This is a genomic window from Frankia sp. CoBUL1 (assembly GCF_978021245.1).
On record NZ_CDXDOS010000267.1, the window covers coordinates 1 to 599 of the forward strand.

General features: G+C 69.1%; 1 protein-coding gene. It reads left to right on the top strand.

The genetic code is table 11. From position 1 onward, the window contains the following. Nucleotides 1-61: 61 nt before the first annotated feature. Nucleotides 62-463: an aa3-type cytochrome oxidase subunit IV gene (ctaF, locus tag AC08OX_RS15290; RefSeq protein ID WP_011437500.1), complete on the top strand. Its 402-nt coding sequence runs from the start codon at nt 62-64 to the stop codon at nt 461-463. Nucleotides 464-599 lie beyond the last annotated feature (136 nt).

The window sequence follows — 599 nt, forward strand, 5'->3', positions numbered from 1 at the left end:
GGCCACGATCGGCCGGATCGACTACCACGCGACTCCCGAGATCAGTTAAGGCGGCCATGGCATGAAGGTGGAAGGCATCATCTTCAACTTCTTCGGAGTTTTCGCCGGGGCTGCCGCGCTGGTGTACTGGTTCTGGTCGAAGGACCCGACCGGCACGGCCGCGCTGACCCTCACCACGGGGCTCGGCCTGCTCGTCGGCGGATACTTGATCTTCACTGGCCGGCGGATCGGGATGCGCCCGCAGGACCTGCCGGATGCGGAGGTCGCCGACGGGGCTGGGGAGCTCGGGCACTTCACCCCGGGCAGCTACTATCCGTTCTTCATCGGGGCCAGCTCGGTGACGGCGGCGATGGGCCTCGTCTTCGGCGTCTGGATGATCATTCTCGGTGCGCTTCTGGTCGTGGTGTTCGTGACCTGCCTGGTCTTCGAGAACTTCTGGCACCCGCCGGTGCCCGAGGACTGATCCCGCCCGGGTCGGGGTCGCCCTTCCCTCGGGGGTCCCCGACCCGGGCGGGATCAGGGAGCCGTGGCCGCCGCCGCGTCAACCGCTGCGGCGCTCTGGCTCGCGGTCACCCAGCGCTCCAGGACGGCCCGGGCGG